The organism is Bacteroides sp. UBA939, from assembly GCF_002293435.1.
Classification (GTDB): Bacteria; Bacteroidota; Bacteroidia; order Bacteroidales; family Bacteroidaceae; genus Bacteroides.
In genome coordinates this window covers 1-26,373 of sequence record NZ_DBDF01000047.1, presented here as the reverse complement: position 1 = coordinate 26,373, position 26,373 = coordinate 1, and the positions used below count along the sequence as shown (strand labels likewise).

Here is a 26,373-nt window from a genome sequence, read left to right as displayed (position 1 = left end):
TGACACGGCCCTGGTACGGAGCAGACACGATTTTAGTACGGTTTTAGTACAGCGATAACCCCTTTAACTCCTGCAGTATGAATAATACAGGTTAAGTAAATCCGTGTAATCTGCGGAATCTGCGGATAAAAATATCTTTTTTAAAAATCCGGCTGGGGGTATGCGCACATCCGGGTGTATTTATAGTATGTACACCCAAAAAGCATATCGAATGAAAGAAAATGCCAAGTTGCTCTTAAAAAGATTTTTTGAGGGAGAATTGACGGAAGAAAAAAAGAAAGAAACATCCCAGGAAGAGGTTGTTTCCAACTATTTGCTTAAGCAGTGGAACCAGACGTCTGATTTGTGCCAAGACAAGGAAGCAGAGAAAAGAATCTGGAAGTCCATTACGAAAAGGTGCCATGAAAAACCTCGATTATCATACTCCGGAAAGTACATCCATCTGTTTAGAGCGATGGCGGCAGCCGTGGCTATTGTTCTGATTGTAGCCGGCAGCCTTCTTTTCACGAAACAGGAAACGAAATACTTAACCTGTTATGCTCCGAATGGAGAAACCCTCACCGTGACATTACCCGACAGTTCAACCGTATGGCTCAATTCGGGAACAACAATCCGGTATCCGGAGGACTTTGTCAAGAACCGCAAAGTGGAACTGGAAGGAGAGGCTTTCTTTGATGTAAAGAAACATAAAAGGTCAGCCTTTAGTGTGCTTTTTGCAGACGCAAAAGTGGAAGTAAAAGGCACCAGTTTCAATATTAAATCCTACACGGACGCTCCCATCGAAATACTTCTCGTGACAGGCAAAGTCGATTTCAGCGTAAACAATTCGCGGGGAACCATCAGTCTTCTGCCTTCCGAACAAATCATCTACGACAAAGAGCAAAACAAGATAATACGCAGCAAGACGTCTCCCGCCGAGCAGGATTGGCGAGGTGGCGTTTATAAATTTAGGGATAAACGGTTGGATAAACTAATCGACATCATTAATCGGATATACAATGTGAATATTACTATCGAACGCAATAAATATAATGACCTTCTTTTCTCCGGTACAATCAGAAAGAGCGAACCGCTGTCGGATGTCGTCGACAAATTAGTGATCAGTCTTGACCTGAAGTATCGCAAAGAAGGTAATTCTATAATTCTTTTTTAATTAACTTTTAATTCTAATCTATTAAAAACAATGAAGCAATTCTCAAAATGGAGTAGATGGCATCTCAGATATGCCATTATGATCTTTCTGTTTTGTCCATTGGCAGCCCATGCCATGCAGGGACAAATTGTTGTAAAAGGACAATCAATCACTTTACAACAAGCTATTACGATGATAGAAGATAACAGTGACTACCGTTTCTTCTATAAATCGAGTGACTTGAATGATTCCCAAAAAAGGAATATGAACTACAACGGTACCATTGAGGAGGTTTTGGAAGAACTGCTCAAAGGTTCGGGACTTTCTTATGTAATCAAAGATAAGGAAATTATACTGAAAGCAGAAAAAGAGAAAGTGAAAGAGGAGTCTCCTCAACAGGAAAAGAATATAAAAGTCACGGGGCAGGTTCTGGATGAATTCAAAGAAAGTGCACCGGGCGTCAATATCTTCGTCAAAGGGAATCCGTCACAAGGTACAATTACGGATATCGACGGTAATTTCAACATTACGGTTTCGCCCAATGCAACGTTGGTTGTTTCATTCATCGGATACAAAACCATGGAAATAGCCCTGGATGGAAGGACGAACATCGCTATACAATTAGAAACGGATAGCGAAGCATTGGAAGAAGTAGTGATAGTGGGCTTCGGAGCGCAAAAGAAAGCCAGTGTGGTGGGAGCCGTACAGACAGTCAAAGCATCCGATCTTCGTATTCCAACCAGTACGTTAAGTAACTCATTTGCCGGACGTATTGCCGGTGTGATAGCCGTGCAGCGTGGGGGCGAGCCGGGAGCGGATGGAGCCAACTTCTGGATTCGGGGTCTTTCAACTTTTGCCAGTAATAAGTCACCTCTTATTTTTATTGATAACGTGGAAGTATCCGCAGCCGACTTGAATGCACTCTCTCCGGAAGTAATCGAAGGGTTCTCCGTCTTGAAAGATGCAACAGCTACGGCTTTGTATGGCGCACGAGGCGCCAACGGAGTTATGTTGGTCACTACCCGCAGTGGTAAAAACATGGAAAGGGCGCGAATCAATATCCGGGTACAAAATTCGTTCACCCAACCTACCCAAACAGTGAAAGTGGCAGATGGCGTGGACTATATGATTGCCCGTAATGACGCTATATTGAATCGTACGCCGGATGCTCAGCCTTATTATACGCAAGACATCATTGATGCTACGCGTGATAAACTGGATCCGTATATCTATCCGAATGTGGATTGGGAAGATTATCTTTTCAAAGATTTCACAACAACACAAGCTGCCAACGTCAACGTGACCGGAGGTGGAGAAAGAGCGAACTATTTCATCAGCGCCACGCTGAACAATGACAACGGTATGCTGAAGAAAGACCCGCAAAATACATTCGACAATAATATCAACCAGCTCCGACTGGGTATTCAGGGCAACGTTGGCGTTACTCTAACCCCCACTACAAAAGCCAACGTGCGCCTGAATACACAAATTCTTGATTATTCGGGTTCAGCAGCAGGAACAGCCGCTATTTATCAAGGCGTATTCGAAGCTCCTCCCATTATGTTTGCTCCGGTTCTTCCGGCACAGGCAAACGAGGATTATATTCTCTTCGGAAACAGAGATGGAGGGCCGGTAGCTGGAAGATACCGTAACCCATACGCCGAGATGGTAAGCGGATATTCCAAAAAGAATGAATCGACCTTGATTGCCAGCTTAGACATCGAACAGGATTTGAAATTCCTGACTCCAGGGTTAAGACTCAAGGGATTGGTTTCTTTTAAGAATTGGGCGACAACCAATGTGATACGTTCTTTCACGCCCTATTATTTTGGAATTGAATCATACGAAAAGGGGCCGGACGGAAAATACAGCTATCAATATAAATCCATTAACAGAGGTACTACGGCATTATCAACAGGCACATCTAATGGAGGAGACCGTCTGTTGAATTACCAGTTATCCATTGACTATAACCGGACATTTGATGACAAGCATAATGTAGGAGCGATGGTAGTCTATCTGCAAAGAGACTATAACAGGAATACACCCGGAGACTTCTATCAGACTCTGCCGGAACGTAATCAGGGTTTTGCCGGACGTGTAACTTACGGATACGACAACCGGTATATGATTGAAGCCAACTTTGGATACAACGGTAGTGAGAACTTCGAAGAAGGTTATCGTTTCGGATTCTTTCCATCCGTAGCCGTTGGATACAACATTTCCAATGAAGCATTTTTCACTCCTTTGAAAGATATTATTTCCAACCTGAAAATCAGAGGTTCTTACGGTTGGGTAGGTAACTCGTCAACAGACGGCAGATTCCCATATCTGACTTTCGTAAACCTGAATCCGGCGGAAGCTTCCCCACCGGGAGTTACCAATTTTTACTACTTTGGAGACACTTGGCAAACCTCACGAAATGGCGGTATCATTACGCGTTACGGTGCAGCAGGAGCACGGTGGGAAACGGGAATCAAAGCGGACGTAGGTATAGAGTTGGGATTATTTAATGCACTTAATATCACCTTCGACTACTTTACCGAGACCCGTAAAGACATCTTTATGCGGAGACAGCTTGTTCCTGCCGAATCGGGAATTACGGGCGATCTCCGTCCTTTTGCCAATCTGGGAAAAGTTAAGAATAGCGGTATTGACCTGAATGTAGAATACAACAAAGCTTTCTCCAAAGACCTGACCGTCTCTTTACGCGGAAGCTTCACTTATGCCAAGAACAAGATATTGGAGTACGACGAGCCGAATTACTCAGAAAAAGAGCAATACAGGGCATACACCGGTCACCACGTAGATCCACATTATGGATTGATTGCACTTGGGTTATTCAAAGACGAGGCGGATGTGGCAAACAGTCCGTTACAGACATTCTCGCCTAATCTCAAGCCTGGAGACGTGAAGTACAAAGATATGAATGAGGATGGAAAAATCGACGGAAACGACAGAATGGTCATTGGCAATCCTAAAGTTCCGGAAATCGTTTACGGATTCGGCGGAAGTGTTCAATACAAAGGATTCGACTTCTCCATATTCTTCCAGGGAGTAGCCAACACCAGCCTGATGATGTCGGGTATCCATCCGTTCACCTCCGACCAGACAACATTGCTCGAATACGTGAATAAGAACTACTGGAGACAGGAGAATCCGAATCCGAATGCGGAATATCCGCGTCTGATTGGTAACCTGGATTCCCACAACAACTATCTGCCATCGACTTACTGGTTACGGGACGGAAGTTTTATGCGTTTGAAGAACGTTGAGTTGGGTTATACCTATAAAATGGCTCGCCTTTTCCTTTCCGGACAAAACCTGCTGACTTTCTCGCCGTTTAAACATTGGGACCCGGAGCTGGGTGACGGTAAAGGATTGAGTTATCCTAACCTTCGTGTTGCAACAATCGGCTTACAATTAACTTTTTAAATGATTCAAGTATGAAAAAGATTATATTTATTCTGACACTATTTTCCGCAATTCTGTTTCATGGTTGCGAATTTTTGGACATTGTTCCCGATGATACGGCTACACTGGACGATGCTTTCAAGAACGAAAGTACCGCCGAAGACTTTATTTACACATGTTATTCGCATATCCCGAACTACACGGCTTGCCGCAGCCACTTCAGTTGGCTGATGTCTAACGAGACTGTTTGTTCCAAGCATTGGGGATTGCAGTGGTTCTCTTTTCTGCAGATGCAGCAATTGCAGTACAGTTCTTCCAATCCGGTTTTGGATATCTGGCAACGATGCTATCAGGGAATCAAGCAATGCTACATATTCCAGAGCAATATCGACAAAGTAGTGCCCGTATCAATGCTTCCAGAAAAATTTGAAGAAAGTAAAAAAGTGTGGATTGCCGAAACTAATTTCCTTATTGCCTATTTCCATGCAGTTTTGATGCAACATTATGGTCCGGTTGTTATTGTAGACACCGAGATTCCGTTGAATGGTTCGGGAGATACATTTTTCCGTCCTCGCAAATCGTATGATGAATGTGTGGCTGCAGTTGCAGAGATGTTTGACAGAGCCATTGCCGACCTGCCTATGACTGTATTAAGAAACAACCTGGGTCGTGCAACCAAAGTAAACGCTCAAGCATTGAAAGCAAGAATGTATATGTTTGCAGCCAGCCCGCTATTCAATGGAAACAGTGAGTTCTATGCCGATTTTAAAGACAAAGACGGTAATCCTCTGATTAGCCAGACCTTCGACAAGGAGAAATGGAAAAAAGCCATGGAAGAAAACAAAAAAGCCATCACTATGGCCGAACAGGCAGGAAACGAACTGTATCGACATGTTAGTTCCATACCGTTAAGCAAGTTCGACCAGGCGATAGCCAACCAACGTTATACAATGGTGAATCCTTGGAACAATGAACTCATCTGGGGATACAGTGGATTTAAAGAAACAACCAATCAAGAGTATTTTCAAACGCTCGTAATGCCGAAAGGCTTTGGCGCTCCGCTTTCTGGCTCTCCGGTTGGTGGCCTTGGCCCTACGTTAAGAGCAGTAGAATTTTTCTATTCTGAAAACGGGATTCCTTGTGATGAAGACCCGGACTATGACTGGGAAAACCGTATGGATATCTTGCCGGGCGATTCTACCATCTATTTGCATCGCAATCGGGAACCCCGCTTTTATGCTTACGTAGGTTACGACCGTGGCCCGTACGAGATTAATGGCGATACGCTTACATTGAAACTTCGCTTCGGTGAACCGAGCGGCGTTAAGCAGGCCGATTTGAATGCCGACCACTTGTATGGCGGATACGCATTGAAGAAAGGAATACACCCTGCCAATGAAGTTAGGGCTACGTCACCGGTTATAACAATAAACCCCTACCCGCACCCCATTATCCGCTTGGGCGAATTGTACATGAACTATGCGGAAGCTTGCGCTGAATATACCGGCTCATTGGATGCCGACGCTACGCGCTACTTCAATGCTATTCGTGACAAAGCCGGCTTACCGACTTTTGCCGAATCATTCGGCAACAAGACCGGACAGGAACTGATCAAAGTGGTTCGCCGGGAAAGAATGAACGAACTGATATTCGAAGGACATTGGTTATACGACCTGAGACGTTGGAAAGAGGCTATACCTTTCTTCAAGGAAGATGAGCAAGGTATGAGAGGATTGACATCAGCAGGCGCTACAGCCGAAACGTTCTATCAGGCGAGAGTTCTGCCCGAACGTCCGATGATTTTCACTGAAAAACAATATTTATACCCAATTCGTCAAACCTATATCGATGTGAACCCGAACCTGATACAGAATCCGGGATGGTAATCCTTAACCTGTATTATTCATACTGTAGGAGTTAGAAGAGCTAAAGGAATTATCAGCCAACAAGTTGGCTTAGGAGTTAAAGCCGATACTCTGTAAGACATAAGCAACCCTATCGGCTTAACTCCTTAACTCCTAACAACGTGATAACTCCTTTAACTCCTGAAGATGAATAATACAGGTTAACAATTACTTTTAATGGTTATTTTTATAAAACATTTTTTAACAGCTGTTTTCAGTAGCCGTTTTTTATGGTAATTTTGACGCGGATAAACATGTGGCTTTCTTTTGGCTTCTGCTTTATTCGCGTCATTTTTCTTTAGGAAAAGTGAATATAATTAATTCTTAATCTCTATACTATTTATGACAAGATTAAAAACCTTCTTTTTTGTTCTCTGCATTACCTTATCTTTGCAAGCTTCTTCGCCCATCAAAGGATTACTGGATCGCGTCGCTCCCGGCAGTGCAGACAAGTTTATCATCGAACAAGTGAAATCCCCTACGGATTTCTTCGAACTCGATCAACAGGGAGACAAAGTCGTGGTACGTGGCAACAACCATGTAAGTATTGCCACCGGTATCCATTGGTATTTGAAGTATTATGCAGGTGTTCACCTCACCTGGAATAATATGCAGGTACAACTGCCCGATATTCTTCCGCCTGTATCGCAGAAAGAACGACGTGAAACCAATCTCAAGCACCGCTATGACTTCAATTATTGTACTTTTTCCTATACCATGGCTTTCTGGGACTGGGAGCGTTGGGAAAAGGAAATCGACTGGATGGCGTTGCATGGAATCAATCTTCCGCTGGCGGTTACCGGGTCAGAATGTGTTTGGTATAACCTTTTGACTAAGTTGGGATATAACAAGCAGGAAATCAACGACTTCATTGCCGGCCCCGGTTTTATGGCATGGTGGCTGATGAATAACCTTGAAGGCTGGGGAGGCCCTAACCCTGACAATTGGTACAGTCAGCAGGCTGCATTACAACAAAAAATTATCAGCCGGTTGCGTGAATATGGCATAGAGCCTGTTTTACCCGGATACTCGGGTATGCTGCCTAACAATGCAAAAGAAAAATTAAATTTGAACGTAGCCGACCCGGGATTGTGGTGCAGTTACCGCCGACCGGCTTTCCTGCAACCTACTGATCCGAACTTTCAGAAAATTGCCAGTCTCTATTATAAAGAGATGAACAAACTTTATGGAAAAGCCAACTATTACAGTATGGATCCTTTCCATGAAGGAGGAAGTACCAAAGGGGTAGATCTTGATGCTACCGGTCAGGCTATTCTGAAAGCTATGAAGAAGAATAATCCGAAAGCGGTATGGGTTATCCAAGCTTGGGGAGCCAACCCACGCCCACAAATGATTGAGAATATCAATCAGGGCGACATGCTGGTACTTGACCTGAATTCGGAAAGCCGTCCGCAATGGGGAGACCCGAATTCAACCTGGAAAAGGGAAAACGGCTATGGACAACATGATTGGATATACTGCATGTTACTTAATTTTGGCGGCAACGTAGGTTTGCATGGGAAGATGGCGCATGTGATTGACGAATTTTATAAGGCTAAGGAAAGTTCATTCGAAAAAACGCTGTGTGGCGTCGGTTTGAGTATGGAAGGTTCGGAGAACAATCCCGTGATGTACGAACTTCTGTGCGAACTCCCCTGGAGAGCCGAGCGTTTCGAAAAAGATGACTGGTTGCAGCAATACATCAAAGCGCGTTACGGGAAAACAACGCCGGCGGTGTGGGAGGCTTGGAAGTTGTTATCCAATTCCATCTACAATTGTCCTGTTGAATCTACCCAACAGGGGGCTACGGAGTCGGTATTCTGCGCCCGTCCGGCAGAAGTGGTCAATACGGTTTCTGCCTGGTCGGAATCCGATATCTATTACGAGGCGGACGACGTTATCCGGGCTGCCCGACTCATGCTTTCGGTGGCAGACGAGTTCAAAGGGAATAACAATTTTGAATACGACTTGGTCGATATCGTCCGGCAAGCTATTGCGGAGAAAGGACGTCGTACGCAATTGGAAGTTACGGCAGCTTACCGTGCCAGAGATCGTTATGCTTTTGAACGGACTACTAAAAAGTTCCTCCGTTTGATAGACCTTCAGGACGAGCTACTTTCTACCCGTTCGGAATTCATGCTGGGAAGCTGGATTAATGCAGCCCGAAGTATTGGGCAAACGGCGGAGGAAAAAGATTTGTACGAATGGAATGCGCGTACGCAGATCACGACCTGGGGTAACCGCACTGCCGCGGACAAAGGAGGACTACGCGATTATGCCCATCGGGAATGGAACGGCATACTGAAAGACTTTTACCGGATGCGCTGGGAAACCTTTTTCCGGTATCTGACTGAGAAAATGCAGAAGAAAACTCTCGAAGATATTGACTTTTACGCACTTGAAGAGGCATGGACTAAAGAAAAAAAGACGTACCCGGATACTCCTCAGAAGGAAGTAATATCTACTGCTAAGAAGGTTTATTTGGAAGCCGGATTCTGAAGTTGTGATTAGAATTTAGAAACTATCACATGTTGTCTGCATGTTACTAAACTATCTTGATTCTCCTCCTCCCGGGAGGAGGAGTACCCCGAAAGGGGGGAGGTGGTAGGTGAAAAGATTCCTTAGATTTATGATTAATCGGTATTTGTTTTACCTACCACCTCCCCCNNCCTACCACCTCCCCCTACGGGTACTCCTCCTCCCGGGAGGAGGAGAATCAAGATAGTTCTGATAATCAATAATATAAATAACTCGCAGTAGGCAGTTATTATCCCCCGATATACCAATTGTACATTCGCCGCACGCCTTCTTCGATTTCCACTTTGTGATGCCATCCCAATGTATGCAGCTTTAACGGGTTAGTCAGTTTACGCATAGTTCCATCCGGTTTACTACTATCGAAAGTCAGCTTACCCTGATAACCGACAGTGGAGCTTATCAGTTCCGCCAGCCCGCGAATAGATATTTCCTTGCCGGTACCGATATTAATATGACAGTTGCGTATCTCCTTGTCGCCTTGTTTATAGGTATCCTTGAAATCCACATGTTCCATCACGAATACACTGGCATCCGCCATTTCTTCACTCCACAGGAATTCACGGAGCGGAGTGCCTGTTCCCCAGAGCTTAACTTCCATATCGCTGACACCATATTTACCAAGCACGGACAGAATGTCTTCTTCACTGCGGTTGCCATCAATGCCTTCCACCGGACGTTGGTTCATATCTTTGCGTACGGCATCCCAATCGTTCCGTTGCAAGCAATGGGCAAGATGCACTTTACGTATCATGGCAGGGAGTACATGGCTGCGCTCCAGGTCAAAGTTGTCGTTTGGCCCGTAGAGGTTGGTAGGCATTACGGCAATGTAGTTCGTACCGTATTGCAGGTTGAAACTTTCGCACATTTTCAATCCGGCAATTTTAGCAATGGCGTATGGCTCATTGGTATATTCCAACGGAGAAGTGAGGAGAGAATCTTCACTCATGGGTTGTTCGGCATCACGGGGATAGATACAGGTACTTCCCAGAAAGAGTAACTTTTTTACGTTATGGCGGAAACTCTCACCGATAACATTTTGCTGGATCTGCAGGTTTTTATAAATAAAATCTGCACGGTATATGCTATTTGCCATGATGCCGCCTACGAAAGCGGCGGCAAGAAATACGTATTCCGGTTGTTCTTCGTCGAAGAACTGACGGACGGCTACGGCATCCAGCAAATCCAGTTCTTTGTGAGTTCTACCGACAAGGTTTGTGTACCCTTTATCTTGCAGGTTCTTCCAGATAGCGGAACCTACCAGTCCGCGGTGTCCCGCTACATATATCCTGGCATTTTTATCTAACATATCATTTACTATATTTTGTTTCTTCACAAGTATCTATGTACAGAATAAATCGGTGCAAAGATAAACAAATGGAGCGAGAAGTTTATACCTGAAGTAGTTTTTTAATGCTGCCTGCGTTATGAGAGGCAAGTTCCGCAGAATTGTCCCATGAAACAGGAAAATTTGTCTCGTGAGACGGAAATATTTGTCTCGTGAGATGAAAAAATTCGTCTCACGAGACAAATATTCTCGTCTCATGGGACGGATTTTTTCGTCTCATGAGACGGATTTTACCATCTCATGGGATGGATTTACCGGCTTCAGGGTACTCAAACTTTTTTGGCATCATTTTTGTATCTTTATTAATGTAATTAAAGAAAGGCCCAAATATGAACGAACAATCCATCCAAAAGCAATATAACCAGATCGTTAGTTTTCTGGAAGAAAAGCGACTGAAAGAAGCTATCTTTCAACTGGATGCTTTCCTGCATAACAGTAATGACTGGACTCTCCGCAACCGGTTAGAACAGATTCAGACCTCATACCGATATATGTTGCAATACATGCGGCTGGGCATGAAAGATCCGGAGCGACAAAAACTCTACCGTCAATTGGTAGCTGATACCTGGGAGATAGCCGACCAGACACGCCTTATACTACTGGATGAGGTATCCACCCATTACTACCACTCATTACGCAGGAATCCGAACCAGCTTCCGAAGGTATCTGATATTTCCGGTCTGCAAAAGATACTGGAAGGATTTACGGACGAAATGGCCGTATCTCAATTAGCTAACTACCAAGGGTTGGATGCCATTCTGAAACGACATGAAGAAACCCACCAAGTCATGTTCCTGATGACATGGAGCAACAGCAGTTGGACTGTGGAAGAAGCTGTCCAGGCGCAAAATATGCTTCGTTCGGAGACTTTAGCGGTCAACGATTTATGCCTGTTTGTCAGTGCCGTTACCCTCAGCCTTATGGAATGTTTCGACGAACGTAAGGTCAATTGGTTACTCGACGGCTTGCAACATACCAACCCGCACGTCAACCAAAGAGCGCTGGTGGGACTTGTCTTTATCCTGCACCTCTATCCGTCACGGGTACTGCTTTACCCTGAGTTGGAAGCACGTATTTCACTCTATGGAGAAGACCCTAACTTCACTAAACAACTGAACCGGGTATATATCCAGTTATTGCGCAGCCAGGAAACTGAAAAGATAGACAAAAAAATGCGGGAAGAAATCATTCCCGAAATGATGAGAAACGTGAATATCATGCGTAATATGAAATTCGGTTTTGAAGAGACGGACGAGAATGACCGCAATCCGGACTGGGAACAAGCCTTCGAGCAATCGGGATTAGGAGACAAAATACGCGAGATGAATGAATTGCAGTTGGAAGGCGCCGATGTCTACATGAGTACATTCGCGCAGCTTAAAGGTTATCCTTTCTTCCGGGAACTTCATAATTGGTTTTACCCTTTCGACCAGATGCATTCCAGCATTATACATCTGATTGGTCTGAACCCGGCTAATGATAAATCCGTATTCTCTATTATCCTGCAATCCGGCTTCTTCTGCAACAGCGATAAATATTCATTCTGTTTTACCATAGCCCAGCTTCCGCAGGGACAGCGCGATATGATGTTAAGCCAAATGACGCCACCGGATCAGACCGACTTTATGGAAGAGAAGAATAGCGCCGGTCTGAAGCAATATGCTGTCCGCCCGGAAGCTATCAGTAACCAGTATATACACGATTTATACCGCTTCTTTAAATTAAACCAGCACAGGTTTGAATTTCATAATATCTTCCAGGAAGAAATAGCCTTGCATCGCAATCCGGTACTGAAGAGAATGCTGAACGATCCTGAACTACTGACTGCCGTTGCCGACTTTCTCTTCCATAAAGAGCATCCCGTAGAGGCGTTGGAAATCTACCGGATATTAATTGATCGGAAACAGGCAAATGCAGACGTCTTCCAAAAGACCGGATTCTGTTTCCAGAAAGAGAAACGTTATCAGGAAGCTGTAGATGCGTACCAGAAGGCCGACATGCTGAAGCCTGATCATTTGTGGACGCTTCGCCATTTAGCCACATGCTATCGCCAGATGAAAGACATAGACAGCGCTCTTGAATATTATCACCGGGTAGAAGCTATCCAACCTGAAAACCGTAATGTACTGTTCTATACCGGCAGTTGTCTGGCCGAAGAAGGACGCTACGAAGAGGCTTTGCAATATTTCTTCAAACTGGATTTCCTTGAGAATGATTCCATCAAAGCATGGCGAGGCATCGGTTGGTGTTCGTACGTCAGCGGTAAGTACGAACAGGCTATGAAATACTACGATAGAATACTTGCCGGCAAACCGTTGTCGACAGATTATCTGAATGCCGGACATGTGGCATGGACGTTAGGAAACCTTGGAAAGGCCGCCGGATTGTATAGCAAAGCCGCCGCAGAAAGCGGTAGCAGGAACGCATTCATGGAAATGTTTGCCAGAGACCGGAACAGTATTCTCAAGCAGGGTATCAATGAAGAGGATATTCCGTTAATGCTTGATATGATTGATTAATAACGGAGACTGCTTCACACTTTCAACAATTCCCTATACAGTTTTTGCACCGGAAGCCCCATAATGTTATAGTAGCTTCCGGAGATATTTTCCACTCCGATAAAGCCGATCCACTCCTGTACTCCATAAGCACCGGCTTTATCCATGGGTTGGAAAGTATCTACGTAATATGCTATTTCTGCTTCACTCAATGTAGCGAAACGAACTTCGGTTTGCGCTGCAAAGCTCCGTTGCCATTCGGCAGTAGTTATGCATACTCCGGTAAACACTTCGTGAGTACGCCCCGACATGGCACGTAGCATACGTACGGCATCTTCACGATCCGCCGGCTTGCCAAGCACTTGCCCATCCAACCAGACGATAGTATCTGCCGTAATCATCAATTCACCGGGATGCATCATGGCTACGTAGGCGTCAGCTTTCTCCTTGGCGATGTAAAGGGGGATTTCCGCTCCCTGCAAGTTATCAGGATAAGATTCATCTATATCCGGCAAAGTCCTCACTTCATAGTCCACCCCTAAACCGGCAAGCAATTCTTTCCTGCGAGGGGAGTTGGAAGCAAGAATAACGTTATATTTCTTCAAATTGTCCAGCATCGTTCTTTTATTTTTCAATCGGTATTACTATTTCATTCTCTTTTATTCTCTCAAGATATGATGTAAGTGTCTCGTCATAAATAGTTTGCATTATAAATGATAATATAGCGGTGGTAGTGCTTATAGTATAAAATAATTGTGGCGAGGTACTTATCAACCAAGCCGGTGAATGTTCCGGCTTATCAACCTGTACAACTCCTGCGCTTGCGGCTCATCAGCCAGCATATCCAGATGTTTGTCAATAACATTTTCATCATAACGTATAGCAGGCCCGGTTTGCGCTTGTATCGGTTCCAACTCATGTACTTTGCGGGCTGTCTCATCTATCAAAGGCAACATTACATCAAACGGGAGGTTATACTTTTCCAATAGCCCGGCGGCAAGGACATACATGTGGTTGGTGAAGTTACACGCAAATACCGCTGCCAGATGCAAACTTTTCCGTTGTTCGGAGTTAGCCTCATATACTCTTTCCGAAAGAACGGAAGCAATCGCTTTCAACAATTCCGTATCCTCCGGCGAGCTACTTTCGATAAAGAAAGGTATTTCATGGAAATCTGCCATGCGCTGTTTGTTGAAAGTCTGCATAGGATAAAAGACTCCATACCGCACAACTTTTCCCTCCCAAATATTCATCGGTATGCTACCTGCCGTATGCACCAGCAAAGCATTTCCTTTACCTGCCACAATTTCAGGCAACAATTCCACAAAAGCATCATCTTTCAGAGAGACGATATGCAACCGGGCATCTGACGTCACTTCCGAAAGTTCTGTCGTATATTCCGCCTCTACCGCCTGCGCCAACGTACGGGCCGACTCTTCCGTACGACTATACACCTGCACTATACGGAAACCGTTACGGTACAATGCTTTAGCCAGATTAGTTGCCAGATTTCCGGCACCGATAAAAGCAACCGGCGTATCCTGCACACTCCTATTCATCTTGTAGACAACCAATACAAGATAATTCCAAGCACCAACAATGCCAATGGCAACAAATAGGCGGACATCGTACCAAGTAAGGCTGTAATCAGACCGAAATTCAGTATCAGCCACAAGCCTATCAGCACCAGTCCCACTGATTTGTCATGCTTGAACAATAGGAAAATCACTGCCGTATAAAGCAGGAAATTATCTTTGTTCATCACCCACGGCAGGCCTATAGCGGAGAAATGCACCAATTTATCTACCAGATAAAGAATACCGAAAGCAATCAGCGTAATGGCGGTAGCCTTATAGGTATCCCGGTTATTGTTTGCTTTAGCCGCGCTCACTGTTATCTCCCCCGAATTTATTAATATGAACTTTTTCCCATAGCAGGTGTTCTTCATTGAAAGGCTTACGTTCCATACCTTTATGTCCGATAGCTATGACGTTGAGCACCTGCAACTGCAAAGGAATGTCGAGTACTTCACGCACGTATTCGTCAGACGGCATGCCCGAAGCTGTCAAACGTTCGCGTATCTGTACCCAGCAACTGCCCAAGCCCATGTCTTCAACCTGTAATTGTATAATTATGGAAGCAATGGAAGCATCTTCAATCCACACATCACTTGCCAGCGGATCGGCAGTTACCACAACCGCCAGCGAAGCGCCGGCTATAAATTGTGAGGACTGTGCCCTGCAATGCGATAATTTTTCAAGTATCTCTTTATCATCCACCACAATAAACTGCCATGAATTGGTTCGTTTCGATGTAGGAGACATCAATGCAGCCTTCATCAATGCTACGACTTGCTCCTGCGTCAATTCTTCATCCGTAAACTTCCGCATACTGCGGCGGGCTTTTAGTAATTCAATGAAATTGTCCATATACCATTGTTTTGAAATAAATTATCATTCAAGCACGCAAAGATACAAGATTATTTTCTAAATTTGTAGCCAATGCCTTTGAAACTAACCACATATTACCGAGGGAGTGACATCCCGGAGCTGCCGGGCAAGAACACATTTCACTCTACTGAGTTGTTTCACACTTACGAAGCGACTCGGGGTTATACACCTCTGCTCATTGTTGCATCCCAAGACGGAAAGTTTGTATCCAAGCTATTGGCAGTGATACGAAAGAGTATCCGCATCTTCCCGCCTGCCATCATCAGACGATGTGAGATTTATGGTACCGGAGAGTATTTTGAAGAAACCGCCGATAAAGAAATTCTCTTTGGCGAAATGTTGCAACGGCTCACCAAGGAAGCATTACGCGAAGCATTCATCATTGAGTTCCGTAACCTGGAGAACTCAATGTTCGGTTATAAATCTTTCCGGCAAAATCATTACTTTGCCATAAACTGGTTACGCGTACGCAATTCACTGCATAGCATCGAACGCGTAGAAGACCGCTTTAGTTCCTCACGCATCCGGCAAGTCAAGAAGGGATTGAAAAACGGTGCGGAAGTGCGGGAAGCCAAAACTCCGGAAGAAGTGCGTGAGTTCTCACAGATGCTGCACAACGTTTATTCCTCTAAAATACGCCGGCACTTTCCCAGCAAAGAGTTCTTCCGGTATCTGGAAGAAAAAATGGTAAGTAATAAGCAGAGTAAAATATTCATTGTTACCTACAAGGGGAAAATTATAGGCGGCAGCGCCTGCATTTACTCCCAATGGGATGCATATCTTTGGTTCTCCGGCGGAATGCGCAAGACTTACGCCCTTCAATATCCGGGTGTGCTTGCCGTATGGTACGCTTTGTATGATGCCAAAAAACGGAAGTACGACCATTTGGAGTTTATGGATGTCGGGCTTCCTTTCCGCCAATATGGTTATCGCGACTTTGTGCTGCGCTTCGGCGGTATGCAAATCAGTACCCGCCGCTGGTTCCGCTTCCGTTGGAGATGGTTGAACAGGTTGCTAAATAAGATTTACGAATAAGAAAAGGGTGTCACTTTAATTCCCATAAGTGACACCCTTTTTTGATGATGATTGGGAGGAGGAGAACGTACCTTAGTGAAAGAAATCAGAGAAGCTGTCAGCGAAGCTAATAGAGATACTCTTGCTAATCACTAATCACTCCTACTAATCACTAATCCCCCCCTCTTTACCAATCTCTACATATAGTTTATTCTCGGGGTTCACCGGTTTCACCTCTCCATGCAGCCTCCTTATTCATAGCACATAACGGGTGAAAGCAGACCGCAAAAAGTGCCTTTTTTTGAGGTTTCACCGCTTTCACCACTTTTGGTAAACATTGAACAAACGCATTGCAAGCATCGCGTAAACGTATTGCAAGTATCGCATAAATGTATTGCAAGCATTTCATAAATGTATTGCAAGCATCGCATAAACGTCGCGTAAGCATCCTCGCATTGCTCCGGACATTGGCTCCGGACATTGTTCCGGAAACTATGGGTAAAGTTGTAATTCTTATGTTTTCACCATATATATCCCGTTCGGGCACTGTTTAAGTGACTTCTGACACTGTATAAGACACTCGTCACAATTACTTTATACTATCCTGCATTATTCATAAGTAGCTGTTCATAATTAGTTTATACTATCATTTTTTAGACGCGGATAACGCGGATGACGCGGATCTCTTTTTATCTTCCGGTTGGGCTAACGTAGCGCAGCATTTAAGAATCCGCGTCATCCGCGTTATCCGCGTCTAAAGATAATGAACTTTTAATCTGCATTATTCAGGTTAAAAAGGAAAATCAAAACAGTTTCTTAGCCTGTATGAATAATGCAGGCAAGAAATCAACGAATAACAGGCTGCACAAACAGACTAAACTCTTTCATTGCCGGAAGAGCCTTCCCTGTACGATTATCAAAAAGCCCACGATTAAGCCACCCGTCAGTAACCTTATTACCACAGGCATTTTCTTCAGGGAACCACCAGAACAACCCCGTCACATTGGCATGGCGACGTAACTCTGCCACCAGTTCATGAGTAAAGATACGTTGTCCCTCAACACTGATGGGATAGAATTCAGAGTATTGATCCGCACCTTTTGCCCATTGGTCATTCTCGTGCGAATAGTAGGCGGCAGCCTCCACTATCATTACCTCCTTATCCGGAAAATCCATAGCAAGAGAATCGAGCGTAGCGGCAAGTACACCTACGGCCTTATGCCACATGGGATAATAACTAAGTCCGATGACATCGTAATCAAGCTGCTGCAAATGATTGTAGTAAGCTTTGGTTTTATCCCATTCTCCCGCTTTCTCTGTATGGATAATTATCTTTGCCTTGGGACACACTTCCCTACAAGCCCTGGCACCACTCTCCAGAAGCTTTACGAGGAAATCCCAATTATCCGTTCCAAGCGGGTCTACCTTGGCAAACGGCCATAACATCCCGTTGGTTATCTCATTCCCCACTTGTATAAGGTCGGGGCATGCCCCTGCTTTCACCAGAAATTCAAGGCTATTCCTGGTGTATTGATATACACTATCCGGTAACGAAGCCACATCGGCATTCTTCCATCTGTCGGGCACGAATTGCTTGCCGGGATCAGCCCATGTATCGGAGTAATGATAATCAAGCATGAATTGATAACCTGCTTTTTTTATCTGTTGCCCGAATTTGGTCACATAATCCAAGTCTTGGCACACACCTTCGCCCTTGTGCTCGGCAGAAGCCTTGGAAGGGTCAACAAAGAGGCGAACACGAATGGCATTCCAACCCTGTTCCTTAAAATAGTCAAGAGGCTTTACTGCATTCCCGGTTTCATCACGATATACAGTCCCGGCTTCTTCGTAACTTGGTAACAAAGATATATCACCACCCAAAAGGCGTTGTTGAGCATGGGTTTCAACACATAGAGCAAACAATAATAAGATAACGGGTATTAATCTAAAATTCTTCATAATGATATTAGTTATATAGTTTCAGTGAAAAGGCAAAAGCCCCCTTTCCCGTTTTTTGCAATGCGAGAAAGAGGACTCTTATCAAATGCCTAACAGTTTAAACTTAGCCTGTATTATTCATACTGCAGGCTATAAGTTAACCCCAATCAATCAGCTGCCTCAATCGTACAATAGGATTTACCCTCACAAAGAGGATAAAAATTAATGGTATAATTGCCGGCAGCAACTTGGAGGTTAGCGCCATTATTGGTGGTCAGACTTTCGGGAGTACCGCCCCAGCTAATAGCCCAATCATCATTGGCACGGAACTTAAGCTCACCATCAGCCAACCCGGTAGTAACGGTCCAGCAATGATTCTCCATACTATAGGTCATATCCGTATCTGAATCCCAACCACCGGTAGTGGCAGAACCGATGATACCTATCGCAATGGGAGCCAAGGTATAGGTCTTCTCATTCAGGTTAACATTTACCTGATAGAAACCCGCCTCCTCAGTCATCATGATATTGGCAGCATCGGCGGCGGTACTGAAACCTTCACCATAGTTGGTACCGTCCCAGTTTGGCTCCGAACTGAATTTGAAACCATTCTGGTTGAGATACATATAACCCACGTAGATGTTATTGAACTCCGGACTTGCCAGCACATCAATCTGTGCCCATCCGTTTACATCACCGGCCATGTAGAGATAAGCAGTAGCAGGAGTAACCGAATAAGTATAGTTGACTGCATCAAATGTAACGACAAAGTGTCCTTTCCCGGTAATAACAGGAGTTTCGACCCCATATATATCACCTGTCCAAACAGCGAAGTTCTCGGTCTTGTTATCACCGTTCACACGACAGCCTATCTGTCCGGCATTAGCACCGGTAGGACCGTCCCAACCGGCAGCCGGGTCGTAAGCTTCGTAAAGCTTGAACCAGTTGTCACCCTCATTCTTTGTTTCTATGGTAACCTGGTAAACACCTTCTTTACCTTCAACCGGATTCATGACAACAGGATTTGCAGCATCCCATCCGGCACCGTTTTCTACAAAGTCGCCCAACAGCATATATCCATCAGGATTAAGTTCCGGAGTAGTAATCGGAGTAAGCTTGGCTTCGGAAGCGCCCGATACGTTTACTGCTTCACCGCTTTTCAGTTTAGCGGCAACATTCATATTCACCTCGAGCACACGTTCTACATGGGCACGGCTGAAGAATACTTCGCGGACTACAGAATCAAGTTCAAGGGTATTCACCTTTATGACGCCCTGCGTCAATGCTGCGTTGATAGCCGCTCCATTGATATTTATACTGTTTACTTTGAACGAAGCCACTTCGGAACTTGATGAAGAGAGAGTAACCAATGCCACAGAATCCGTCTTTTGGACTTCTGCTGCAACAGTGCTGTAAAATTCATCCATGTCTATGACCGCATCGGCGCCCGCGGCAAAATTGATTTGATATTTGGCGGCAGCTTCTTCGGGAGCATTGGATTGGGGGTTAGCCCAATCCGTATAGTCTTCCGTGCAAGCACTTAAGGTAATTCCGGCAAGGAATATACCTGCGAGTATCTGATTTTTCTTCATAATGTTTTTCTTTTTAAATAAGATTATCATTCAGGTTATCTTACCTCACCCGTATCATTGGCATCTACACCCGGAGTACCAATCGTAACGTACAACTTCTGACCTGCAGCAGGAGTGATACTATATTCAGCACCCTTACTTTCAGCCCAATTATTAGGAATATCAATATCACGCCAGAACAAATTACCCTCGAAGAGTGTAAACTCAGTACGCCACCAATCGAATGTACCTACTTTGACATAAGCGCGCATTTCACCACCGCCGGCAAATGCAGGAGATTCCCAAACACCGGTATCATCGGCAGGAGCCGTGAATTTAAAATTAGGTTCCGAATCTATCCACAAAGCACCCTCGGTAGCAGCGCCAATAATGTAGAGGGCTGCGGGATAAACGTTCAATGTATATTCTATGGCCTCGCCACTAATCTTGGCTCTGAAGCAGAGTACATACCAACCGCCGGTTGCAACTTTGATGTTACCGCCACTGTCGGAAAGTCCGGCACCGGCCTCATCGGTATATGTCGCCACATCGGCATAGCCTAACCATTGTTCGGGATAAGTACCCCACTTAAATTCACCGCCGTCAGGGATATACACCACCGTGAAGTAATAGCCATCGAGACCAAAGACTTTATTAAGCGGCTTCCAGGTTCCCCAAGGTGCACCAATACTTGATCCTGCAACATAGAGCTTTTCGGGCAACGTGATGCTCGGAGCCTGATAAGTGGCTATCACCTGAATCTTGATAACATTAGAGTAACAACTGCCCAGTTCCATGCCATTAACGTTGGCATGCAGACGCACATAAAGGTCTTTCACTTCATTGGAAGGATATGTCACGCCTTCATTTGCCTCCTGAAACATGGTAACCACAGCGTCATTCAATCTGCTGCCCGCTACTTTTATGGCAGTAGAGGTAGAGCTTGTCACAAGTTTGTACACAGGTGTTTCTGCGCTGAAATCTTCAAAGGATACTTCCAAATCATAGTTGGTGCTCAAGGGTATACCACCATAATCGGGTTGACTGGTAGTAAATGTGAGTTCGTTAGTAGCCAGCAAGTCCAATACATTATTGGCTGCGTTGGCAGGCATATTCAATACAAATCCTGAAGTATTTTCGTGGAATGTGGGATTGCTATCCATATCTTTCTCGCACGAGGTGACCAGCACCAAAGTAAAAACGGGAAGCAACATTCCTAACAATATCTTTTTCATATTATTGTTTCTATTTTAGTAGATTCGATAATTATTCTATTAATAACGCGGGTTCTGACTCAGGTTCTTATTGCCATTGATGTCATCGGCCGGAATGGGATACACGTTGAAGAAATCTTCCACGCTCCTGCCTGCGGCTACACCACCCTTGAAGTCCCAGAGGTACTTGTCGCCTGTGAAAAGGCCGAAACGAACCAAGTCGCTACGACGACGACCTTCCATGTAGAACTCACGGCACCATTCGTCAATAATATATTGTTCGGTGATGGTGGCAGGAGTAGAAGCGCCTGCGCGGCTACGCAAAACTTCGATATCGGCACGAGCCTGTTGCGGGTCGCCACTCAGACGGTATTTAGCTTCCGCACGGGTCAGATACATTTCAGCATAGCGGAACAATGGAATGTCCACATCGGGGAATTCGATATCTGAGGTCTGTGCACCATCTGTGCGGATATTGCTCCATTTCACAATAGAAAGACCGGAACCAAAGCCTGCAATCTGATCGCTCTGCAGCTTACGAAGTACACCACCGTAACCAGAATAGAACAGTGCACGCTGGTCATTGGCTTTCTGCTGTACATCTTTGGTAGTAGTACCTGCCGCTTCGTCGAGTGCGATAACTTCAGCCTCAGAAGTTGTACTGGGAGCGGCTACGGTAGAAATCGGGCAATCTTCGATAGTAGGGAAGAACTTCTTGACCAAAGCCGCACGGGCGAAGTTACAACTCCAACCATTGTTAGTGCCCATATAAGGCATTCCGGTGATACGGGTAGAACTTACCAGATAATTGGCGCCACTATAACATTTTGTTTTAAGACCATCCTGACGGATAGGGAAAATAATCTCCTTCATGGCTTGCAGGTTCTGGTCATTGTCGGCCATAAACACTTGTTCGTAACCTGTATATCCATTCTTTGCAGCCGTGGAAAGTTCGTATTTTCCATCAAGCAGGTTACAATAGTCAATAGCTTTCTGATAGTCTTTTACTGCACCTTTGGTATATACTTCGGAGTTCAGGGCCAAACGGGCGTGGAGCATATAAGCAACACCCTTGTCGGCACGACCAAAGTTGGCGGAATTATTGAATGCACCTACTTCGGCAAGCTCCGGTTCTATAGCAGTCAGTTCCTGATCAATCCAGTCATAAAGTTCTTTGCCTGCTTTCTCTACCGGCAACTCATAGATATCGTAAGTGGTTTTGAAAGGAGCCTTTCCCCAAAGATCGAGGAAGTACCACAGATGAAGGGCACGCAGGAAACGAACCTCCGCACGATAGAGTTTATAGTCAGGAGCTTCGGCTTTATCCTCCGTATTGGTAAGATAGAAGTTACAAAGTGTCACGTCGAAAGCTAAACGCTGGAATGCCCACTGCACGCGCTCAGATGAAGACGTCCAGTCAATATTGGTAATCTGAGGAATATCAGGGTCAGTCTGCCAAGCCCAAAGACACTCGTCGGTACAAAGTTCCTGCAGGTTAAACGTGGTACGGTAGAATCCGCTTTCACCTTCGTTGCTACTGATATCTCCACTGCCGTCAGGGCCTCTTTGCCCGGTCAGACCCAGTGTTCCATAAACTTTAGCCAGCAGTTGCATATCTTCATACGTTGAACTGGATTGCGGGTCGATAGACGAAATATTCAAGTCGTTAACACACGACGTTGCCACTCCACCCATAAGAAAAGCGGCAAGGGCTGTTTTTATTAATATATGTTTCATCATTATATACATTTAATAGTTTAGAAATTCAGGCTCAAGCCAATTTGTACACTGAATGGGCGCGGATAGGGATTAGAGTCGACACCGCTTGCCACTTCAGGGTCGATACCTTTATACTTGGAGATGATAAAGGGATTTTGAGTGGTAACGAATGCGCGGCCGGAACACGATTCATGGCCTGCAATCTTAAACAAGGCAGGGAATGAATAGCCCAACGTAATGTTCGAACACTTCAAATAGGAAGCATTACGTACGAAATAATCGCTCAGGAAGTTATTATTGCCCACTCCTATACCTGTGAAGCCCAGTTCTACAGCCTCGGGAGTAGTGTTACGCAGAGCGCTGTTAGAGTATAGGCCGGATTGGCTGACTGTAGCACGGCTCGATAAGAAATCGTAATACACATAATTGCCGATAGAAGCGCGGAAAGCCATACTCAAATCCCAATTCTTGTAGAGGAATTTAGTGGTAAGACCCATAATGACATCAGCAGAGGGTTTCTTGTAGAAATAACGGTCGCCATTGTCGATACGTCCGTTACCGTCACGATCCACATACATTCCTTCAATAGGTTTGCCGGCCTCATCGTACACTTGCTGATACACAAAGAATGAGTTGGTGGCTTCACCTACGGTATTTGCCTGAATCAAAGTACCGATACCACGGCTGATTGAAGGTCCGGACCATGCATAATATCCGGCATCGCCATCCACCAGGTCGGTAATCTCATTGTGATTCCAAGCGATATTGTAGCTCACATCCCAAGTAAAGTTTTTGGTTACAATGGGTTTTGCATTGATGGCGAATTCCACACCGTAGTTCTTCAACGAACCGATATTCTTAGTCAACTGAGAACCAAACTGCATACCTACCGGAATGGTGACAGTATTCAGCAAATCTTTGGTTTCACGGTAGTAAGCGTCAATATTGGCCGTGATACGGTTGTTCAGGAATGCGAAATCAAGGCCGGCATTATAAGTAATGGTAGTCTCCCACTTCAAGTCGGGGTTGTAAGCCGCCGGACGCATCGTGTAATAGTAAGTATCACCAAAAGGATACTGGGCGTAAGAGTCACTCGCTAAATAATGAGTTACATAGCCGAAGTCGTTGTTAATGTCCTGCTGACCTGTCATACCCCAACCCAAACGGAGTTTGAATTCATTCCACCAAGTGAGGTCTTTCATGAATCCTTCTTCATTGATTTTCCAAGCCAATGCCACAGAAGGAAAGTAACCCCATCTGTTGTTTTCGGAGAAACGGGAGGAACCGTCGGCACGGAACGTAGCCGTAAGCATATATCTGTTGAGCAGCGTATAGTTCATACGACCGAAGTAAGAAACCAGGGAGTTGTGCGTAGCCCATTCTTGTTCATCTCTCAATGCAGGATTATGAGGAGCGCCACTGTAAGGATCGGTTCCTTGACCATAATTGTAACCCTGGCGATGGAAGTGACTTTCTTCGGCACCAACCATGATATCCAAATTATGAGCGCCTATTTCTTTCACATACTGAGCGTAAGCATTGGCAGTGATGCTATATTTATAGGTCTGCGTTATGCCATCCCAACCAAAATAGTTGTCAGAATAAGAATACTTGGAGATTACATCATCCTGTTTGCTCTCGGTGTATTGGCCTCCATAGCTGGCATGCAGAATCAAATCTTCAAAGCCATGTACTTTATATTCCACATCAAAGTTGCCTGTAAAGTCACTGGCAGCAGCCTGTGTGTTTTTTAAGTCCAACAAAGCCAGAGGGTTCTGAGTAGCATTGGGGTTATTCGTATATTTCCACTCGGCATTGAAATCTTTAGGTGCCTGCACATGCTGGAAATAGCCACCAAAGAAAGGAGCACGGGAGTCATCGGCAGCAAAATACACGGGTTGCGTAGGGTCCATTGAAAGGGCAGCGCCGATTGCACCGCCTGCATCGGCATAACGGTTCTTCTCGTACATATACTTGGCGTTAACCTTCAGATTGAGATGTTTGTCAAAGAAAGAGGGAGAAAGATTCAAACCTACGTTGGCACGACGCATCCATGATTCTTTAACAATACCATCGGAAGAGTTATAGCCCACGCTCAAGCGGTAAGGTATGTTCTTCAAACCACCGGATAAAGATACATTGTGGCTGTGAGAGATGGAGGTACGGAAAATCTGATCCTGCCAGTCGGTATTGGCATTGCCCATGCCTATGGTAGTCGCCTGGTCACCCCAGATATTATCAGCAAGCGCACGGAATTCATCTCCATTGAGCACATCATACTTTTTCTGAACCATAGAAACCGTCATGTCACCATTATAAGAAACCTTGGGAGCGGAACCGCTCACGCCTTTCTTGGTAGTGATAATGATAACGCCGTTGGAAGCGCGGCTACCGTAAATGGCAGTAGCGGAAGCATCCTTCAGAACCGTAAAGGTTTCAATGTCATTCGGGTTAATCATAGCCAAAGGGTTACTCATACCTGTCGGAGTATTGTTATCGATAGTCAAACCATCAATTACGAGCAACGGGTCGTTTGAAGCATTAAGAGAAGATCCACCACGCACGCGAATCTGAGCGCCTGCACCCGGAGTACCACCTGCGGTAATAACATCAACGCCGGCTACTTTACCTACCAACATATCCTGTGCATTGTTGGTGATACCTTTGCTGAGTTCATCGGGTTTAATCGCTGTTACCGAACCTGTTAGGTCATCTTTCTTTGTGCGGCCATAACCCACAACTACAACTTCATTCAATAGTTCAGAGTCATCCTGCAATGTCACCATAACAGTAGGGGCTGCTGCAACCTCAGCCGTTGTATAACCGATAAATGAAACTGATATTGTGGCTCCCTGCGGAACACTCAACGTGAAGTTTCCATCAAGGTCAGTGATGGTACCGTTGGAGGTATTTCCTTTTTCTACGACATTTGCGCCTATCACTTCCAGTCCGGAGGCATCTTTTACATACCCCTTCACGGTAATGTTTTGTGCATAAACGCCAACAGACAAGAATAGCCCCATCAATAGGGGAAGAATCATTCGACAGATTCTAAGATTAACTTGCTTCATGCATTTAAAAAATTAAAGTTAACAATATTAATTACCTATATATTATTTAAGAATTATCCTCCGATGTTTCTTGTTTTTAAAGTATCTATAACACGACGCAACAAAAATATGTTTTATTAAAATATTTAGTGATAAGAAATATAAGAAATATGCAATAGCAATAATGCAATCGTTTGCATCGAATTGCACAACTTATGTAAACAAGATGATTTACTTAAAAAGAAAACTCTCCCCTGTATATAACCATTTCCAAGAAAGAAAAGTTCTGTAGAATATAAGAGCCTGTTTAAATTTTCCTCAAAAAGTTTTTTATTCAGCTTGTTTTGANNGTGAAACTAATGCTGAGCAAAATTTAAACAGACTATCAAAAAAAACAAAGAAAGCTTATTATTCAATACATAATGACGGAATTTATGCGTTATCGGTGACACACCTTAATTTATAAAACTCCGTTCCAGCATACGTAATGAATAAACAAAGAATAATGATGCACTATTTTCGTATATTATTGTATATTTACAGGTTATTTATGCAGAAAAAGTCAACTATCCATAAGTAGAACACT

16 protein-coding genes are annotated in these 26,373 nt (G+C 44.6%); 6 read left to right on the top strand and 10 right to left on the bottom strand.

Annotated elements, in window-relative coordinates; all coding sequences use genetic code 11:
- Window positions 1–211 precede the first annotated feature (211 nt).
- The 4 genes from B2Z67_RS03295 (at window position 212) to B2Z67_RS03280 (ending at window position 8,949) form a co-directional block, all read left to right on the top strand.
- Entirely contained in the window at window positions 212–1,153 is a 942-nt protein-coding gene (locus B2Z67_RS03295; protein WP_291528392.1) for a FecR family protein, read from the top strand.
- Window positions 1,154–1,183: 30 nt separating this feature from the next.
- Window positions 1,184–4,567 (top strand): TonB-dependent receptor, encoded by a 3,384-nt coding sequence (locus tag B2Z67_RS03290; RefSeq protein ID WP_291528391.1) that lies wholly within the window; start codon window positions 1,184–1,186, stop codon window positions 4,565–4,567.
- A gap of 11 nt (window positions 4,568–4,578) precedes the next feature.
- On the top strand, window positions 4,579–6,432 hold the full coding sequence (locus B2Z67_RS03285; RefSeq protein ID WP_291528390.1) for a RagB/SusD family nutrient uptake outer membrane protein: 1,854 nt from the start codon (window positions 4,579–4,581) through the stop codon (window positions 6,430–6,432).
- 360 nt (window positions 6,433–6,792) lie between these two features.
- Window positions 6,793–8,949: an alpha-N-acetylglucosaminidase gene (locus tag B2Z67_RS03280; RefSeq protein WP_291528389.1), complete on the top strand. Its 2,157-nt coding sequence runs from the start codon at window positions 6,793–6,795 to the stop codon at window positions 8,947–8,949.
- Between the two features lie 268 nt (window positions 8,950–9,217).
- Here B2Z67_RS03280 and B2Z67_RS03275 read toward each other — a convergent pair whose 3' ends face one another.
- Complete coding sequence (locus tag B2Z67_RS03275; protein WP_291528388.1) at window positions 9,218–10,294, bottom strand: GDP-L-fucose synthase family protein; 1,077 nt, start codon at window positions 10,292–10,294, stop codon at window positions 9,218–9,220.
- Between the two features lie 368 nt (window positions 10,295–10,662).
- On the opposite strand from B2Z67_RS03275, the gene B2Z67_RS03270 reads away from it, so the two are divergent.
- The gene (locus tag B2Z67_RS03270; protein WP_291528387.1) at window positions 10,663–12,852 is read left to right on the top strand and encodes a tetratricopeptide repeat protein; all 2,190 of its coding nucleotides are present in this window, start codon (window positions 10,663–10,665) and stop codon (window positions 12,850–12,852) included.
- Window positions 12,853–12,866: 14 nt separating this feature from the next.
- On the opposite strand, the gene B2Z67_RS03265 is transcribed toward B2Z67_RS03270, so the two are convergent.
- The 4 genes from B2Z67_RS03265 to B2Z67_RS03250 all read right to left on the bottom strand — a co-directional run bounded on the left by B2Z67_RS03265 (window position 12,867) and on the right by B2Z67_RS03250 (window position 15,260).
- Window positions 12,867–13,448: a Maf-like protein gene (locus B2Z67_RS03265; protein WP_291528393.1), complete on the bottom strand. Its 582-nt coding sequence runs from the start codon at window positions 13,446–13,448 to the stop codon at window positions 12,867–12,869.
- Window positions 13,449–13,601: 153 nt separating this feature from the next.
- Window positions 13,602–14,390, bottom strand: a complete 789-nt coding sequence (locus B2Z67_RS03260) for a Rossmann-like and DUF2520 domain-containing protein (RefSeq protein WP_291528386.1) — start codon at window positions 14,388–14,390, stop codon at window positions 13,602–13,604.
- Window positions 14,387–14,722: a hypothetical protein gene (locus B2Z67_RS03255; protein WP_291528385.1), complete on the bottom strand. Its 336-nt coding sequence runs from the start codon at window positions 14,720–14,722 to the stop codon at window positions 14,387–14,389. Before B2Z67_RS03255 ends, B2Z67_RS03260 begins: the two co-directional genes overlap by 4 nt.
- A complete protein-coding gene (locus tag B2Z67_RS03250) occupies window positions 14,709–15,260 on the bottom strand; it encodes a nitroreductase family protein (RefSeq protein ID WP_291528384.1) in 552 nt (183 codons plus the stop codon). The genes B2Z67_RS03255 and B2Z67_RS03250 overlap by 14 nt, the downstream gene beginning before the upstream one ends.
- A gap of 72 nt (window positions 15,261–15,332) precedes the next feature.
- Here B2Z67_RS03250 and B2Z67_RS03245 point away from each other — a divergent pair, with 72 nt between their 5' ends.
- Window positions 15,333–16,316, top strand: a complete 984-nt coding sequence (locus B2Z67_RS03245; protein ID WP_291528383.1) for a GNAT family N-acetyltransferase — start codon at window positions 15,333–15,335, stop codon at window positions 16,314–16,316.
- Window positions 16,317–17,141: 825 nt separating this feature from the next.
- Here B2Z67_RS03245 and B2Z67_RS03240 read toward each other — a convergent pair.
- The 5 genes from B2Z67_RS03240 to B2Z67_RS03220 all read right to left on the bottom strand — a co-directional run bounded on the left by B2Z67_RS03240 (window position 17,142) and on the right by B2Z67_RS03220 (window position 25,808).
- A complete protein-coding gene (locus tag B2Z67_RS03240) occupies window positions 17,142–18,254 on the bottom strand; it encodes a glycosyl hydrolase 53 family protein (protein ID WP_291528382.1) in 1,113 nt (370 codons plus the stop codon).
- Window positions 18,255–18,400: 146 nt separating this feature from the next.
- Window positions 18,401–19,825, bottom strand: a complete 1,425-nt coding sequence (locus tag B2Z67_RS03235; protein WP_291528381.1) for an Outer membrane protein SusF domain-containing protein — start codon at window positions 19,823–19,825, stop codon at window positions 18,401–18,403.
- Between the two features lie 35 nt (window positions 19,826–19,860).
- Entirely contained in the window at window positions 19,861–21,039 is a 1,179-nt protein-coding gene (locus B2Z67_RS03230; RefSeq protein WP_291528380.1) for a SusF/SusE family outer membrane protein, read from the bottom strand.
- Window positions 21,040–21,078: 39 nt separating this feature from the next.
- Window positions 21,079–22,755 (bottom strand): starch-binding outer membrane lipoprotein SusD, encoded by a 1,677-nt coding sequence (gene susD / locus B2Z67_RS03225; protein WP_291528379.1) that lies wholly within the window; start codon window positions 22,753–22,755, stop codon window positions 21,079–21,081.
- A gap of 20 nt (window positions 22,756–22,775) precedes the next feature.
- Window positions 22,776–25,808 carry a SusC/RagA family TonB-linked outer membrane protein gene (locus tag B2Z67_RS03220; RefSeq protein ID WP_291528378.1) on the bottom strand — a complete coding sequence of 1,011 codons (3,033 nt, stop codon included), beginning with the start codon at window positions 25,806–25,808 and terminating at the stop codon, window positions 22,776–22,778.
- Window positions 25,809–26,373 lie beyond the last annotated feature (565 nt).

Coding starts and splice junctions, on each gene's coding strand:
- B2Z67_RS03250 (WP_291528384.1), bottom strand. CDS start 15,260: ATGGACAATTTCATTGAATTACTAAAAGCCCGCCGCAGTATGCGGAAG.
- B2Z67_RS03220 (WP_291528378.1), bottom strand. CDS start 25,808: ATGAAGCAAGTTAATCTTAGAATCTGTCGAATGATTCTTCCCCTATTG.
- B2Z67_RS03240 (WP_291528382.1), bottom strand. CDS start 18,254: ATGAAGAATTTTAGATTAATACCCGTTATCTTATTATTGTTTGCTCTA.
- B2Z67_RS03230 (WP_291528380.1), bottom strand. CDS start 21,039: ATGAAAAAGATATTGTTAGGAATGTTGCTTCCCGTTTTTACTTTGGTG.
- B2Z67_RS03245 (WP_291528383.1), top strand. CDS start 15,333: ATGCCTTTGAAACTAACCACATATTACCGAGGGAGTGACATCCCGGAG.
- B2Z67_RS03295 (WP_291528392.1), top strand. CDS start 212: ATGAAAGAAAATGCCAAGTTGCTCTTAAAAAGATTTTTTGAGGGAGAA.
- B2Z67_RS03270 (WP_291528387.1), top strand. CDS start 10,663: ATGAACGAACAATCCATCCAAAAGCAATATAACCAGATCGTTAGTTTT.
- B2Z67_RS03235 (WP_291528381.1), bottom strand. CDS start 19,825: ATGAAGAAAAATCAGATACTCGCAGGTATATTCCTTGCCGGAATTACC.
- B2Z67_RS03285 (WP_291528390.1), top strand. CDS start 4,579: ATGAAAAAGATTATATTTATTCTGACACTATTTTCCGCAATTCTGTTT.
- B2Z67_RS03280 (WP_291528389.1), top strand. CDS start 6,793: ATGACAAGATTAAAAACCTTCTTTTTTGTTCTCTGCATTACCTTATCT.
- B2Z67_RS03260 (WP_291528386.1), bottom strand. CDS start 14,390: ATGAATAGGAGTGTGCAGGATACGCCGGTTGCTTTTATCGGTGCCGGA.
- susD (WP_291528379.1), bottom strand. CDS start 22,755: ATGAAACATATATTAATAAAAACAGCCCTTGCCGCTTTTCTTATGGGT.
- B2Z67_RS03265 (WP_291528393.1), bottom strand. CDS start 13,448: ATGCTGGACAATTTGAAGAAATATAACGTTATTCTTGCTTCCAACTCC.
- B2Z67_RS03290 (WP_291528391.1), top strand. CDS start 1,184: ATGAAGCAATTCTCAAAATGGAGTAGATGGCATCTCAGATATGCCATT.
- B2Z67_RS03275 (WP_291528388.1), bottom strand. CDS start 10,294: ATGTTAGATAAAAATGCCAGGATATATGTAGCGGGACACCGCGGACTG.